This is a genomic window from Halomonas sp. EF61 (assembly GCF_040147045.1).
In the GTDB taxonomy this organism is placed as follows: domain Bacteria; phylum Pseudomonadota; class Gammaproteobacteria; order Pseudomonadales; family Halomonadaceae; genus Halomonas; species Halomonas litopenaei.
Map to the genome: position 1 here is coordinate 1,261,011 of NZ_JAMSHM010000002.1, position 13,749 is coordinate 1,274,759.

The window sequence follows — 13,749 nt, forward strand, 5'->3', positions numbered from 1 at the left end:
AATGAAAGGATATCACCATGACACGCAGCAACACTCCGGAAACTCACTCGATCCTGCGTCACTGGCGGGAAGATGTGCCGGACGACCGCCTGGCCCACCTGGTGCGGGACGCCGGGCGCGTCCTGACCAAGAGCCTCCAGTTACGACTGGCCGAGCACTCGGTCAGCTTCGGCCATTGGTCGTTCCTGCGCATCCTGTGGGTCAGCGAAGGACTGACGCAGCGGGAACTCAGCGAACAGGCCGGGCTGATGGAGCCGACTACCTTCACCGCCCTGAAAGCCATGGAGGCCAACGGCCTGATCGAACGGCGGCATTTGAACGGCAACCGCAAGAACATCCACATCTACTTGACGCAGAAGGGGCGCGACCTGAAGGAGACCTTGGTGCCCCGGGCCGAAGAGGTCAACGACATCGCCGTACAAGGCGTCGATGACGACGACCTACGGGCGACTCGGCGCACCTTGCTCACGATCATCCGCAACCTGGCCGACGCCAACGAATGACCGGACGGGCTGGTTGCCTGACAACGATCCCAAGACAGGACAGGCGATGACTTACCACGATTCAACACCGGCGGTTCAAGACAAGCAGGCACTCCTTGACGACTTGGTGGATGCCAACCACATCCTTTTCGACGAGGGTGTGCTCGATGCCTTCGGCCATGTCAGCATCCGCCACCCGGACGATCCCGAACGCTTTCTTCTGGCCCGCAACATGGCGCCGGGCCTGGTTACCCGCGACGACATCCTGACCTTCGAGCTCGATGGTACGCCCGTCGATGCCGAGGGGCGGAAGGTGTACCTCGAGCGCTTCATTCATGGCGAGATCTATCGACTCCGTCCCGATGTAATGGCAGTGGTACACAGCCATTCCCCTTCGGTGGTGCCCTTCAGTGCCGTCAAGTCGACCCCCTTGCGCCCGATGTGCCACATGAGCGGCTTCCTGGGAGACGGCGCACCAATCTTCGAGATCCGCGATGTGGCCGGTACGGCCACAGACCTGCTGATCCGTGATCGCGCCCTCGGTGCCTCCCTGGCCGACTCCCTAGGGGAGAACAACGTCGTGCTCATGCGCGGTCACGGCGCCACCGTGACGGCGGCCACGCTCAAGCAAGCAGTCTATCGGGCCATCTATGTCGAAGTGAATGCGCGCCTGCAGGCCGATGCCCTGCGCCTCGGCCCCGTCGAATACCTCACCGCCGGCGAGGCCAGGTCAGCGATGGAGACCACCGAGGGCCAGGTGGAGAGGCCCTGGCAGTTATGGAAACAGCGTGCGCGTCAGGCGCGCGCCACAAGCACAAGCTGAGATGGCGACCGGTGCCCGTGACACCGGTCGTTTCCTTGTGCGCCAGACTAACGCTATTGCCGAGGGTGGTGTCTCGGAGTTACTGTGTGGTGGGAGCCCCTTACGGACTTGGTATCGGGATCCGTTAGTTAAATAGTAAGGCTCTCACTGCCAAACTAGTTAGAATCTAAAAGAAGCTGAAGATCTCCCATTTTATTTCTGCACAACAAACCAAAAGAAACAGGTGCTTACATGGCAGTGCATGTTTTTTCTGGAGTCAGGCTCTATGAATAAAAAAAGCACTCACATCCCAAACTTGAGCATTGGAGAAATTTCTCGACGCAGTGGTTTGCCGGTATCCACAATTCATTATTATGAGTCTAAGGGCCTGATTAACTGCAGCCGTTCTGCTAGCAATCATCGGCGTTACTCCTCTGATGTTTTACGCTACCTAGCCGTCATAAAAGTTGCACAGCGTACTGGCATATCTCTCGTGGAGGTATACGAAGCACTTGGTCCCTATAAGCCTGGAAAAAGGCTGACTGCAAAAGATTGGAGAGCGATTGCCGCTCAATGGCGGAATGACCTTGATGAAAGAATCAAGAACCTGCAGCGCTTGCGCGATGAGCTAGATAGCTGCATTGGCTGTGGCTGCTTGTCTCTAAAAGAGTGCCCGCTAAGAAATCCGGGCGATAACCTCAGCACTGAAGGCCCTGGAGCCAGGATACTTGAAAGGGAAGCTTAACAAATCCACTCACAACCGATAATCAAGTAAACACTACACCCCGCCGGAGTCGCCTCATCGCCCCAGAAAGGATATTTGATCTCCCTATTAGTACTACAGCCGTACCTGTGAATCCAGGAATGACTGTACTGTACCTCACTTTTCCCTAGCGCTTTTTGGGGGATGCGCGATGCAGACGCCAGACACCGTCATCGTCGATTACGTCGATGACCTCGTCGAGCGACTTGAACCGCTGTTTCCCCGTTCGAAAACCCGAGCATGTGCCATGGGGTACATCAACGGGTTGCGCGGCTCCTGTAAGCGCAAGAATAGCTAGCAACTGGCGGAATGGTTGAGCGATGTCTCCCCTGATGGGGTCCAATATCAGCTGAATCGCGCCTGTACGTGCCCCAATCCTGGATCGAAGGCCGTGAGCGCTGTCAGCGTGCCGGCATTCCCGATGAGGTTACGTTTGCCAGCAAACTGGAACTGGCCCGCCGCATGCTGGAGCGCGCCTTGGGTCATGGCGTTTAGGCCGCCTGGGTAACCGCTGGCAGTGGGTATGGCAGCAACCGGAACCTAAGTTTCTTGCTCGAGCAGTGGAAGCAACCCTTTGTTCTGGAGGTGGCGTGCAAGGCCCCCCATGGTGGAAAAGTTTCCGCACGACCCGAGTCGATGACATCGCGTGCGCTCTACCGGAGCAGGACTGGCACCTCCTGTCGGCCGGTACCGGCAGCAAGGGCGAACGCTGGTACGAGTGGGCATTGGCGCCGCTGATGCGCCTCCATCTCAAGTTACGTAAGGATGGCCTGATAGACCTAAACACCTGGATGATTGACTCAACGGCCGTTCGCGCCACCAGCGCCGCCTCCGGCGGTGGCGAAAAGGGGCACGAACGAACCAGTAGATTATGCGCTGGGCCGTAGCCAGGACGACTTGACCACCAAAATCCATCTTGTCTGCGATCGCCATGGCTTGCCACTGACCTTCACACTCCCCCACTGTCAGGCTAGTTGGACCGAAGAGGTTGGAAGGACAGGTCCGACCGGCCCCTGATGCTGCACCCATCGGAGAGAATAAGTAAACCATGGCATTCGAACCTCTTGCCCTGACCAGGCCCTGATGAATACGGCATTTTCCCATCTTGAGGCGTGCTCATTTCCAAGCCTTGACCTCAAGCTAGGTTGAGGTTTTACAGTATTCGACAGCTCATGCTTTTGGGAGCTATACAGTAAAAACCGATCTTTAAGTTTATATTAGCGAAAGGAGTTAACTATGGCATTCGAGCTTCCCGCTCTGCCGTACGAGAAAAACGCGCTGGAGCCGCACATCTCCACCGAAACCTTGGAGTATCACTACGGCAAGCACCACCAGGCGTATATCAACAAGCTCAACGAGCTGACCGACGGGACCGACGACGCCAACAAGTCGCTGGAAGAAATTGTCAAGTCCTCCTCCGGGGGCCTGTTCAACCAAGCGGCTCAGGTCTGGAACCACACCTTCTACTGGCACTGCCTGTCGCCCAACGGTGGCGGCGAGCCGAAAGGTGCCCTGGCCGCAGCCATCAACGCCAAGTTTGGCTCCTTCGACAAGTTCAAGGAGACCTTCAATGCTCAGGCCGCCGGTAACTTCGGTTCCGGATGGACCTGGTTGATCAAAACCGATGACGGCGGCGTTGACATCGTCAACACCAGTAATGCCGACACCCCCATCGCCCACGGCCAGATACCGCTGTTGACCATCGATGTTTGGGAGCACGCCTACTACATCGACTATCGCAACGCCCGTCCCACGTACCTTGAAAACGTCTGGAACATCCTCAACTGGGATTTCGTGGCCCAGAACTTCGGCTGATTACCCGACAGCGCACCACTGCCCCGATAATCGGAACAACGAGGCCTCTCCGGCGGGGCCTCGTCTTGTTGGATGTGCCAAGCATGGCGTGTGGTGCCTTGCTTAATCAAGAGCCGCTCACACTGAACGCCCTGGCGAAAATCTGTCGATGCATGACCATTCAGCGGCTTGCCCACCGTCAGGCTGCAAGGACGGTGCGGCAGTAGAGCAGGTTCTTATAGCTAATTCGAATAAGAATCACCATATTCATATTAAGGGCACCAGCTACCTTGACGGACACCGGGACTAAACATCAAAACCTTTCCGTCGGTTACAAACCCCGATGAATAAAGCATATTCACACCTTGAAGCGATTCATTTCCAAGCCTTGACCTCAAGCTAGGTTGAGGTATTACTGTATACAACAACTCATCCTTTTGTGAGCCATACTGAAAAGAACCGATCCTTGAGTTAATATTAGCAATGGAGGAAATTATGGAAATGCATAGAATAGCCTTGGTAAGCGGAGCAAACCGTGGTTTAGGGTTGTCTATAACAAAAGGGCTAGCCAAAGAAGGAGTTCATGTTTTGGCTGGTTGTTGTGATTTAGGAAATGGAAAAGAAGCATTTTATGATTGTAAAAGTGAATTGATAGAGCCGGTTCAGCTGGATGTCAAGAATGAGAGGAGTGTTATAGAACTTAGAGAGCTTATTGAAAAAAAATTTGGGCGATTGGATGCTCTTATAAACAATGCCGAGTTTTCCATGGACAACGATAGCGAGATGGGCATATGGGAAAAATATCAATACACTTTTGATGTAAACGTTTTGGGCGCAGCGCTTCTAGTAGAGAAAATGACTCCCTTGCTTATCAAGTCTAGCTGCGCGAGAATTGTAAACATTTCATCTATATTGGCCTCTTTCACTTTAAGAAGCGATCCCTCGTGGGAGTTCTACAACCTCAACTTTCCATTTTATCAAGCTTCGAAAGCAGCCTTAAATTCCCTTACTTTGAGCCAGTCGAAATCTTTGTCAAATCACGGCATAAAAGTTAATTCTTATTGCCCTGAATTTACCGCCACTTCAACCACTTCTCACCAGGAAAGGAATGCTGATAAAAGTGCAAGATATGCAATAAAACTTGCTTTAATTGATGAGCAAGGTCCAACAGGGTTCTTCGCTAATAACGAGGGAAATATCCCATGGTAGTTTATTGAGCAACCGGACTGCTCCTAAACTTGTGGACAATAGAAAAAGACAGTGACTTCAAATACCCACTATCACCAGCCTAGGAATAACTGTGCTTCTCTCTTTTACAGCAGACCATAACAAATGACTGGCGAGTGGCTTTCGCTTTTAGAATGTATTTTTCCCGGCTAGGTCACGATTCAAGAAGACCACTCATCATGGATGAAACGATATCTCCCTGGCCCCCTACTGCAAGAGGACCGTCAACGTCCAACCGAGCGGCCGCACTATGGCCAGCGACCCAGAGCCGGAAACCCTTGGGGCTAAGCCTGGATGCATTTCGGGCGTGGGAATCAGTGAGAAGTAGGCGAGGAGCGTGGTGGAATGCTGGGACCTCGCCCATGAATCAATCCCCGCCGAGGAAATGATTCAATTAACGAGGCCTGATCGCGGCATTGTAAACGGCAAGATAGCTTACTCGTTGGTTATGAACTGCTATATATCGAATGGAACAGACGGCGTGTAAGAGGACGAGGGAAAGCCCTCCTTCCTACTCGATTTCACGCTCCTCGAGCTGATCGCGCCGACGCTGACGCCGGCCGCCCTCTTACCTCCCCCATGCTTCAACCGTCTCCCAGGGTCGGCCTGGCACTATTGCCTCAGCGAAAGGCGCATCGAGAGATCGATCGCCGCCACGTCCTTGGTCAGGGTCCCCAATGAAATGAAATCGACCCCGGCGGCAGCGATATCGCTCAGGGTGGCTTCCGTGACGCCTCCCGAGGCCTCGAGCTTGGACCGACCAGCGGTCCGCGACACGGCCTCACGCATGTCCTCGAGGCTGAAATTATCCAGCATGATCATGTCGGGGAGCCCCTCGAGCGTCTGCCGGAGTTCGTCGAGGGTTTCCACTTCCACTTCGATGGGCTTGCCGGGAGCTAGGCGTCGCGCCGCCTCGATCGCCGGGGCGATGCCGCCGCAGGCGGCGATGTGGTTCTCCTTGATCAGGTAGGCGTCATACAGTCCCATCCGGTGGCTGTGGCAGCCTCCACAGGCGACCGCATACTTCTGTGCCAGGCGCAGCCCCGGTAGGGTCTTGCGCGTGTCCAGCAACCTCACCGCGGTGCCTTCGACCAGGTCGGCATAGTGCCGGCTGCGAGTAGCGGTGCCCGAGAGCAACTGGAGGAAGTTGAGCGCGCTGCGTTCTCCGCTGAGCAGCGAGCGGGCGTTGCCCGTCAGACGGCAGAGCATCTGGCCGGGCTCGACTCGGTCACCATCGGCCACGTGCCACTTGATCCGTACGGCCGGATCAAGCTGACGGAAGACCTCATCGACCCAGGCGACGCCGCACAGGGTAGCGCCTTCCTTGGCCGTGATGCGGGCTTCTCCCTGACAGTTCGGTGCGACCAGTTGCGCAGTGATATCGCCGTTGCCGACATCTTCCTCCAGTGCCATTGTGACATTACGGGTAATCGCCTCGCTGAGTGCTTGGCTGTCGATTCGATACATGTTCGTGCCTTTGGTCTTCATGGTTCGAGTGGCGTCACCAGCGGCAGCGACCCCGGCACCGCAAGACGCGATACCGGGGCCAACCTGCCCTGCTCTTCGGCAGGGGTGACGCGGTTTGTGGGTTAGCTGTGGTGTCTCGGATGTTCAATTGACCAAAAGGAGCTATCCTTTGATAGCCGCCCGAGGGCTTCTCCGTCAGTTCATCCAGGAGCATTGCCATGGAGATCAAGCTTCATAAGCAAGCCACTACAACCCCGAAGATTCGCGCTGAGATCCAGGCGGCTCCTGCTCACATTACCGATACGGCGCTGGCGGAGCGTTTTGGTGTCAGTGACATGACGATACGTCGGTGGCGGCACCGCGATGACGTCTATGATCGCCCCCACACCCGTCACAACCTCAAGGCAACGCTCAACCACGAGCAGGAAGAGGTGCTGATTGCGGCACGCGAATTCCTTCGTCTCGGGCTCGACGACCTGCTCGTCGTCGCCCGGGAGTTCTTGCATCCCACGCTATCCAGAGCGGCGCTCCACCGGATGTTGAAACGCCGCCAGGTGCCCACCTTGGCCCAATTGGCTAAGAGGGATCAGGAGGGCAAGAAGGAAACGCCCAAGCCCTTTCGAGACTACGAACCGGGCTACCTCCATATCGATATCAAATATCTGCCGCAGATGCCTGATGAGACGCAGCGCCGCTATCTGTACGTTGCCATCGACCGAGCTACGCGCTGGGTCTATCTGGAGCTGCGCTCCAGCCAGGCGGCAAGCGATGCTGAAGCGTTTTTCCATCGGGTCGTTGAGAAGGCCCCGTTCAAGGTCCAAAAGGTGCTGACGGACAATGGCAAGAGCTTCACGGATCGCTTCACCTCTGGTGGAGAGCGCAAGCCCACCGGACAGCATCCGTTTGACCAGGCATGTGCAGAGCACCACGTGGAGCACCGCCTGATTCGACCGGGCCACCCTCAAACCAACGGAATGGTCGAACGCTTCAATGGCCGTATCAGTGACGTCTTGGCGACGCGTCGCTATGTCTCCGGAGAAGACCTGGAGCAAACGCTAAAACGATACTGCTGGCTGTACAATCATCACATCCCGCAGAAGGCATTGAAGCACCAAGCCCCCATTTCAGCGATGAAAGACTGGCAGAACAGGCGTCCTGAGCTATTCACCAAGCGTGTAATTAATCATCCGGGACCTGACAGTTAGCGGCCGGTTGGCGACACCGTCATGCCGGTTCCTTGTGCCCATGCAGCCGCAGGTGCGGGGTGGCGATGATCGCCAGGGTGCCCACCAGCATGGCCGCGACCACGGCCCACCAACTGGGAGTGATAAAGAGCAGCCCTGCCAGACCGAAGCCAAGCCTCGGGAGTCTAGCCAGGCGCTGACGCCAGAAGCCCTCCACGGCGATACTCAACAGCAGCACCCCCACTACCGCCGTGACACAGGAGACGGTGATCGCCTCCCAGCTGCCGACCATCAGCAGGCCCTCGCCGTAAACGAACGCGAACGGCACGATGAAGGCGGTGATAGCCAGCCTGACAGCGCCAACGGCGATCTTCAGCGGGCTAGCATCGGCGATGGCCGAAGCCGCGAATGCCGCGACCGCCACCGGCGGGGTCATTGCCGAGAGCACGGCGAAGTAGAGGATAAACATATTGGTCTGCAGTACGCTGAAGTCCATCGAGAGCAGCGTAGGCCCCACGAGTACGGCGGCGAGGATGAAGGCCGACGGTGTAGGCATGCCCATTCCTAGGATGATTGCCAATACGGCGGAGATGACCAGCGCCAGGAAGGCGCTGTCCCCGGCCATCAAGTAGACCAGGTCGGCGAACTTGCCGCCCAGACCGGTCATGGAGATGCCGCCGATCACCAACCCGGCCGCGGCGCAGGCCGCTACCACCGATACCATGCGTAGCGTTGTTACAGCCAAGGCATCCCAGATCGCTCGGGGACCCATGCGGGTCGAAGGATGCACCATCGCCACCATCAGTACCACCGCTGTAGCGATGGCCGCCACGAAGGTCGGTGAATAACCCATCAGCAGTGCGCCTGACAGTGCCACCAGGGGCACAATGAACAGGCCGCCGTTCTTGAGGGTCTTCTTCAGCGGGGGAGTTTCCTCCTTGGACAGGCCACGCAGGCCCAGCTTCTGGGAGCGCAGGTGCACCTGGGCGTAGACGCATAGGTAATACAGCAGGGCAGGAACGATGCCGGCGATGGCGATATCCCGGTATTCGATGCCGGTGTATTCCGCCATGATGAACGCTGCCGAGCCCATCACCGGCGGCAAGAGGCTGCCCCCGGCGGAAGCCGCCACCTCGACGCTGCCGGACAGCGGCTTGCTGTAGCCCAGACGCTGCATGATGGGGATGGTGACGGACCCCGTCGTGACCACATCGGAAGTCGGGCTACCCGACATGGTGCCGTACAGGCCGGATGAGATCACGGCGATCTTCGCCGGTCCACCGGTGCGACGCCCGGCGAGCGACGACGACAAGTTGTAGAAGAACTCGGCACCGCCCGCCTTGGACAGGAAGGTCCCGAACATCACGAACAGGAAGGCATAGGTCGCGGCGACACGCAGCGGCACGCCGAACAAGCCATCCGAGGTGAACATCATGATATCCAGGAAGTGGTTATAGCTGACTTCCCGAAATCCGAGCGCCCCCGGCAGGCCATGCCCCCACAGGTTGTAGACCACGAACACCAGGACCACGCTGGTCAGGCCGAAGCCCACGGTTCGCCGCGTCGCCTCGATGGTCAGCGCCAGCAGCACGCTGGCCGCGACCAGGTCCGGCGTTTCCAGCGGGAACAGCAGCGTGATGCGTTCGGCGATTCGCTGACTTTCCAGCAAGAAATACACACCTACGGCGATGCTGGCCAGCACCAGGCACCAGTCGATCAGACCTGGACGGTCCTCGCGTCCCCGAGGGCCGGGGCTGACGTTTATGAACAGCAGGGCCAGCATGGCAGACAGGAACACCACCATCATGACGTAGAGATCGACGTACACGATCGTCGTGGTGTAGATGACCGCCAGTGCCACCAGGGCAGCGCATCCATGCACTGCCATGCCCAGCATGCCTGTCAACTGTCGCTTGGAGCCGGTCCCCGTCAGGATCGAAAGGAACTGATTCATCGATACCTCCTCGGCATTGATGCCGACTCACTCGATTAACGAAGGCCCGCTTCTTTCAGGTAGCGTGCGGCGCCGTCGTGATAGGGGGTGACTTCCACGGAGGCCATGATCTCGGGCGACAGGGTCTTCATGGCAGGATGCACGCCGGCGATCTTCTCGTAGTTTTCGTAGATGGCCTTGGTCAGATCATAGGCCTGCTGTTCGTCCATATCGCTGCGCACTGCCAGGGTGGCGCTGATCGAGACCGTGGGGACGTCATTGGGGGCCCACTCATAGGCGCCACCAGGGATGACGAAGGGCGTGGTGCCCGTACTCGCGGTGACCGCCTGTACGATCTCCTCGGGCAGCGGCAACAGGGTAAGATCGACGCTTGTCCCGGCCTGCATGAGCGAGCTATGACCGACGAACAGGCTGTTGAGGATCATGTCGGCACGACGGTCCTGGATCAGGTTCGCCTGCTCGCCGGAGGCTGCGTAGATGATGTCGCCGCCCCAACGCTTGACCTCCTCGGGACTCGCCCCAATGGTTTCGAGCATGGTCTCGGCCACGCTGGAGGCGATATTCCCCCGCTTGTTGATGGCAATGGTGATAGGTGGCTTGACCTCGCCAATGTCAGCGAAGCTATCGATGTCGTACTCTTCGGCAAACGCTTCTCGCATGACCGGCTGCATTGGCGCCCAGGTATAGAGGTTGGCGAGCACGCGGATATCGTCGGTCGGTTCACGGAATGGTGCCTCACCCTCTCGAGCCCGCTGCAGAACAGCATCCTCGATGATGGCGAGACTGGCGTCATTGCGTTGGAGGACGGCCACGTTGGCGAGTCCACCACCGGAGGTTTGATAGGTGACGGTCGAACCGGGGAACTCGGCCTTCATGGCGCTATCCAGGCCGGCACCGAGCAGCGACCAGAGTCCACCCGGCGAGGCGCCGGCGACCGTCAGGTTATAGCTCTGAGCAGCGGCGACGTTCATCATCAGGCCGGGGAGGACAAGGGCCGCAGTCATCAGGGTTTTCTTGATGGATAATTTCATTATTTCACCTTGTAGTCTGAAGTCGTCATTGATTGTTATCAGACGTTCTATTGTCGTTATCAGGCATCGGTCTTCCCGTGCCGAGGTCGATCAGATCTTGAAGCTCTCCAGAGTGGCGGGATGGAAGAGTTCCTCGGGCTCCAGCAGCCGCCGAGACAATCCCTCTGTGTGATGTTGCCGGAGAAAGCGCTCCAGGGTCTTGCGGTTGGGGGCGAAACCATAGGACCAGAAGTCATCCCCCATGAGCTGGCGCGCGGCCCGCAGCTGATCCTCGACGAATGGCAGGGTCACTTTGGTGGCCGAGGTGTCGCTGAGTTTTGCTAAAGCACGTGCCTTTGACTGCTCGAAGGCCTTGTAGACCGAGAACGGCAACCAGGGGTGTCGTTCGACGAGTGTCTTGCGGATACCCAACAGGTGCATGATTGGAAAGAGTCCGGTGCGGCGGTACCAATCCGATGCCGCTTGCTGCGGGTCAGCGTAGAGATAACCCACGTGAGGATGCCCCTGCTCGAAACAGGAAGGTGCGCGTGGCCCCATCACCGCATCCAGTTCGCCTGCGGCCAGCATGCCGGAGAGGGTTTCCCCTTCGGGTATGTTCTCCACGCGCACCCCATCGGGCAGATCAAGGTTGATCTTCTCGACCCGGCCAGGCTCCTCGTAGCCGCCGCGCATCCAGGTCACATCACTTGGCTTGAGGCCGTGGTCCTCTTCGAGAAACAACCGTGCCCACACGTTGGCGGTCAATTGATACTCGGGCACGCCGATGCGCTTGCCGCGCAGATCGGCGGGCGTTTCGATACCGCGATCGGTACGCACATAGATCGAGGTATGTCGGAAGGCGCGCGAGGGGAACACTGGCACTCCGATATAGGGGCAATTCTCCGCCGCCGTCTTCACCGTATAGCTGCTCAGTGACAGCTCGGTGATGTCGAAGTCGGCATGCCGGAAGGCTCGAAAGAAGATTTCCTCCGGATCATGCAGCATGAACACCGGGTTCACGCCATCGATCTGTACCTCGCCGTCGATCAGGGGGCGCATGCGGTCATAATTACCCACCGCAATGGAAAGTTCGAGCTTGTTCATCAGGGTTCCTGTGTTGTGATCAGAGAGTCGCCATGCTGGGAGGCGAGCACGCCTCCCACGCGAGTTATGGCCGTACCGCTGAGCGGGTGTCATGAACTCATTCTTCTACGTAATACTCTGCCTCTTCCGGGGCCGTGCCCAGCTCACGCCAGTCGGTTTCCTTAGTCACAACGCCCTGGAAGGATTTAAGCTTGTAATGCGGAATGCGTGGCTCTTCGGCACCGATGGCTGTCCCACCCTGTTGCATGGTCTTGGCCGCCTGGAGCATCTGGCGACGGAACTCGACGATCGCCAGGTCGCTCGCGCCCAGTCGGTCATGGGTGCGATCGGCGATCGGCCCCATGGTTTCCCACATGGCGATGTCCTGGTTGGGGATCCCCTTAATGCCGGTAAAGCTCGTGCCCAGCTGCATTATCCGCCGATCCTGCCAGTAGTTGTTCTCGCGGGTGCGGAACTTACGGAAGCTCTTATCGACATCGAGACCGATCTGCGTACCCAGGAACTTGCGCCAGGACTCCGTATCCGGCGTGGTGGCGGGGTCGCCCCAGGCGATGAAATGAAAGGCGGTGTGGGTGTCGTCGATCGGCACGTGCAGAATGGCGATGTCGTATTGGTTGTTCGGTGGAATCTGCACGGTATAAGGGGCGATGAACAACGTGGTACGCACGTAGTCGTGCGTCTTGGCATCCTTGATCGGCCGACGAATCGCCGCGTAGCGGAAGCCGAAGCGCGTCTTCTGGACCTGTAGGCGTGGCGCCTTGTCCGTGGAGGGACGCAGCCACAGCGTATCCGTGGCTTCGGCGCCAGTGGTCCGCGCTGGCACCATGTCGGTGGAGTGCAGGCTGGACGAGTGCGCCGAGTCGATGGCCCCTTCGAGGATCTGGGCCCAATTGCAGTCGATGATGACCTTGGAGATGGACACCTTGGTATCGGGTGTCGGCTGGAACACCGGGGCCGTGAACTCCGGCTGCTCGTCGGGAGGGCCCATATAGACCCAGACAAAACCCGCCGCCTCATGGGTAGGATAGGCCTTGTGCTTGACCTTCTCGGTCATCTTCGACTCCGGCGGCTCGGATGACATCTCGAGCACGTTACCGTCGACGTCCATCTTCCAGCCGTGATAGAGGCAGCGCAGCCCACATTCCTCATTACGGCCCAACACCAGCGACGCCCGGCGGTGGGGACACATCTCGTCCAGCACACCCACTCGGCCGTCGGTATCGCGGAAGGCAACCAGGTCTTCGCCCAGCAGCCTCACCCGCACCGGATCCCCGTCCGGTTCCAAGATTTCTTCAGAGAGGCAGGCAGGAAGCCAGTGACGACGCATGATCTCCCCCATCGGGGCCTCGCCTTCGACACGGCACAGCAGTTCATTATCTTCCGGGGTCAACATAGCTCACGGTCTCCTTCTTGTTGGGAGGGTCCCAGGTCACCATTGGGTGGCGACGCATTTACTTAGATACCTAACTTACAGACCTAAGATAACGCCTCCCGTGAAGGAGTCAAACCTACTAAAGTCGCACAAAGGATTTCCTCTCGCGGCCCCTAGTGGGCGACGATGTCGCATAAGAACCTGCCTGGCAATGAGAATTTATGCCTTTAATTCAGATAGATAGAAAGAACACCCAGTGGCCTTCATCATGTCGGATAAGTGGTTACCGAGGGCAGAACATGGCACGCATGTCGGCCAAAAATTAGACTATCGTCTAATTTAAAAGAGAAAATTAATTCTAAAAAAGCAATATAAAGGCACCGCAGGCTTGCCTAACCATTGTTGCCAGCGCGACAGAGGGACGGATAAAGCAACGCGTGAAGGGGATAGCTACCTGTACTGATCGCTCATACATGTCATCAATACCACTGATGCCGTACCGCTATGCAGGCTTCGTGTACTTGCAGCAGGCTCTGGCCTGATTGCGGCCGACTTCGTAACCACCTTGGCGACAGTCAGACATGGCATGC

Annotated in this window: 12 protein-coding genes and 1 pseudogene; 8 read left to right on the forward strand and 5 right to left on the reverse strand. The window is 57.7% G+C overall.

The window, feature by feature from the left end:
• Positions 1 to 17: 17 nt before the first annotated feature.
• The 7 genes and pseudogenes from NFI08_RS14475 (at position 18) to NFI08_RS14505 (ending at position 5,050) form a co-directional block, all read left to right on the forward strand.
• Entirely contained in the window at positions 18 to 503 is a 486-nt protein-coding gene (locus NFI08_RS14475; protein ID WP_124805298.1) for a MarR family winged helix-turn-helix transcriptional regulator, read from the forward strand.
• A 13-nt stretch (positions 504 to 516) separates the two neighbouring features.
• Complete coding sequence (locus tag NFI08_RS14480; RefSeq protein WP_349590177.1) at positions 517 to 1,305, forward strand: class II aldolase/adducin family protein; 789 nt, start codon at positions 517 to 519, stop codon at positions 1,303 to 1,305.
• 265 nt (positions 1,306 to 1,570) lie between these two features.
• Positions 1,571 to 2,029, forward strand: a complete 459-nt coding sequence (gene soxR, locus NFI08_RS14485) for a redox-sensitive transcriptional activator SoxR (protein ID WP_124805300.1) — start codon at positions 1,571 to 1,573, stop codon at positions 2,027 to 2,029.
• 384 nt (positions 2,030 to 2,413) lie between these two features.
• Positions 2,414 to 2,542, forward strand: a complete 129-nt coding sequence (locus tag NFI08_RS14490) for a transposase (protein WP_185696495.1) — start codon at positions 2,414 to 2,416, stop codon at positions 2,540 to 2,542.
• A gap of 239 nt (positions 2,543 to 2,781) precedes the next feature.
• Positions 2,782 to 3,022, forward strand: a pseudogene (locus NFI08_RS14495) (IS5/IS1182 family transposase); the annotation flags it as partial.
• 261 nt (positions 3,023 to 3,283) lie between these two features.
• Complete coding sequence (locus NFI08_RS14500; RefSeq protein WP_124805303.1) at positions 3,284 to 3,862, forward strand: superoxide dismutase; 579 nt, start codon at positions 3,284 to 3,286, stop codon at positions 3,860 to 3,862.
• A 474-nt stretch (positions 3,863 to 4,336) separates the two neighbouring features.
• Positions 4,337 to 5,050, forward strand: a complete 714-nt coding sequence (locus NFI08_RS14505) for an SDR family NAD(P)-dependent oxidoreductase (protein ID WP_124805304.1) — start codon at positions 4,337 to 4,339, stop codon at positions 5,048 to 5,050.
• Positions 5,051 to 5,680: 630 nt separating this feature from the next.
• Here NFI08_RS14505 and nadC read toward each other — a convergent pair.
• Positions 5,681 to 6,535, reverse strand: coding sequence for a carboxylating nicotinate-nucleotide diphosphorylase (gene nadC / locus NFI08_RS14510; protein ID WP_124805305.1), 855 nt, complete (start codon positions 6,533 to 6,535; stop codon positions 5,681 to 5,683).
• Between the two features lie 218 nt (positions 6,536 to 6,753).
• Here nadC and NFI08_RS14515 point away from each other — a divergent pair, with 218 nt between their 5' ends.
• A complete protein-coding gene (locus NFI08_RS14515; RefSeq protein ID WP_349590183.1) occupies positions 6,754 to 7,740 on the forward strand; it encodes an IS481 family transposase in 987 nt (328 codons plus the stop codon).
• A gap of 19 nt (positions 7,741 to 7,759) precedes the next feature.
• Here the strand turns inward: NFI08_RS14515 and NFI08_RS14520 are convergent, their stop codons facing one another.
• The 4 genes from NFI08_RS14520 to NFI08_RS14535 form a co-directional block, all read right to left on the reverse strand.
• Positions 7,760 to 9,673 carry a TRAP transporter permease gene (locus NFI08_RS14520; protein ID WP_124805306.1) on the reverse strand — a complete coding sequence of 638 codons (1,914 nt, stop codon included), beginning with the start codon at positions 9,671 to 9,673 and terminating at the stop codon, positions 7,760 to 7,762.
• 35 nt (positions 9,674 to 9,708) lie between these two features.
• The gene (locus tag NFI08_RS14525) at positions 9,709 to 10,704 is read right to left on the reverse strand and encodes a TAXI family TRAP transporter solute-binding subunit (RefSeq protein ID WP_124805307.1); all 996 of its coding nucleotides are present in this window, start codon (positions 10,702 to 10,704) and stop codon (positions 9,709 to 9,711) included.
• 90 nt (positions 10,705 to 10,794) lie between these two features.
• Positions 10,795 to 11,787, reverse strand: a complete 993-nt coding sequence (locus NFI08_RS14530) for an ABC transporter substrate-binding protein (protein WP_124805308.1) — start codon at positions 11,785 to 11,787, stop codon at positions 10,795 to 10,797.
• A 97-nt stretch (positions 11,788 to 11,884) separates the two neighbouring features.
• A complete protein-coding gene (locus tag NFI08_RS14535) occupies positions 11,885 to 13,180 on the reverse strand; it encodes a Rieske 2Fe-2S domain-containing protein (RefSeq protein ID WP_124805309.1) in 1,296 nt (431 codons plus the stop codon).
• Between the last annotated feature and the right edge of the window lie 569 nt (positions 13,181 to 13,749).

Excerpts from the sequence above, each read along its gene's own strand:
- NFI08_RS14475 (WP_124805298.1), top strand. The coding sequence starts at position 18 with ATGACACGCAGCAACACTCCGGAAACTCACTCGATCCTGCGTCACTGG.
- NFI08_RS14530 (WP_124805308.1), bottom strand. The coding sequence starts at position 11,787 with ATGAACAAGCTCGAACTTTCCATTGCGGTGGGTAATTATGACCGCATG.
- NFI08_RS14525 (WP_124805307.1), bottom strand. The coding sequence starts at position 10,704 with ATGAAATTATCCATCAAGAAAACCCTGATGACTGCGGCCCTTGTCCTC.
- nadC (WP_124805305.1), bottom strand. The coding sequence starts at position 6,535 with ATGTATCGAATCGACAGCCAAGCACTCAGCGAGGCGATTACCCGTAAT.
- NFI08_RS14500 (WP_124805303.1), top strand. The coding sequence starts at position 3,284 with ATGGCATTCGAGCTTCCCGCTCTGCCGTACGAGAAAAACGCGCTGGAG.
- soxR (WP_124805300.1), top strand. The coding sequence starts at position 1,571 with ATGAATAAAAAAAGCACTCACATCCCAAACTTGAGCATTGGAGAAATT.
- NFI08_RS14520 (WP_124805306.1), bottom strand. The coding sequence starts at position 9,673 with ATGAATCAGTTCCTTTCGATCCTGACGGGGACCGGCTCCAAGCGACAG.
- NFI08_RS14505 (WP_124805304.1), top strand. The coding sequence starts at position 4,337 with ATGGAAATGCATAGAATAGCCTTGGTAAGCGGAGCAAACCGTGGTTTA.
- NFI08_RS14535 (WP_124805309.1), bottom strand. The coding sequence starts at position 13,180 with ATGTTGACCCCGGAAGATAATGAACTGCTGTGCCGTGTCGAAGGCGAG.
- NFI08_RS14515 (WP_349590183.1), top strand. The coding sequence starts at position 6,754 with ATGGAGATCAAGCTTCATAAGCAAGCCACTACAACCCCGAAGATTCGC.